The organism is Psychrobacter sp. Ps6, assembly GCF_022129235.1.
GTDB lineage: Bacteria > Pseudomonadota > Gammaproteobacteria > Pseudomonadales > Moraxellaceae > Psychrobacter.
Map to the genome: position 1 here is coordinate 239 of NZ_JADQAI010000186.1, position 819 is coordinate 1,057.

The window sequence follows — 819 nt, forward strand, 5'->3', positions numbered from 1 at the left end:
CTTTATCTTTTGGTAGTTGTTCTGGCTTTAATAGTTCAATGTTGCCACACACTTTTTGATTCTCAAAAGCAACACAAGGTGGTGTTTGCCAACTACTGAGCCAGAGCGACACCCATAACACCGCAAGTAAGACCAATACACCAGTACAAGCTCGCTGCCAGTTTACTTTTCTTCGCTGTATATAAAGCCGGTTATGTAACGACTCTTGGCGATCATTTATCTCAGTATGAGTCTCAGAGGTGGTGACTTGTGCTAAATCAATAGTCTCTGATTCTTCTTGTTGAAGCTCTTCTTCATTAATACTCTGCTGCTGTTTAACAAAAGTATTTTTTGCAACAGTAAAACCAGCGCCTTTAATCGTAATGATGATTTCATTTTTTGTTTTAAATGCTTTACGAAGATTGGCAATGGCAACATTAAGAGAATTTGGTACGACAATTTTTTCGGGCCAGCCGATCTCTAATAATGTTTCTCTACTGACTATCTCACCGCTGTTGTCGATGAGGTATTGTAAAATCTTTGTTTCACTAGCACTTAATTTTGTGGTTATCTCATCGGCCGTATAAGCACTCTTTTGTGGTTCAAAAAAGTCATTGCCATGTTTATAGATGATCATATTTTGCTATCCGCATAGAGCTAATTGCATACATAATGCTGTGTATCAAATGAACATATTTATGATGGAGAAGTCATCACTGTGTTAAGAACAAACATTACACGATCTTGGTCACATTTTATGTCTTTATAAGTTCAATGCCCAGTCGCTAAAATAAAGTGATGTTTATTTTTATCATAAATCCTACCAAAAAAATTTATTTT

General features: G+C 36.0%; 1 protein-coding gene. It reads right to left on the reverse strand.

The genetic code is table 11. From position 1 onward, the window contains the following. The coding region (locus I3255_RS14750) for a helix-turn-helix domain-containing protein (RefSeq protein WP_238039503.1) at positions 1-616 on the reverse strand (616 nt) is incomplete at its 3' end. Positions 617-819 lie beyond the last annotated feature (203 nt).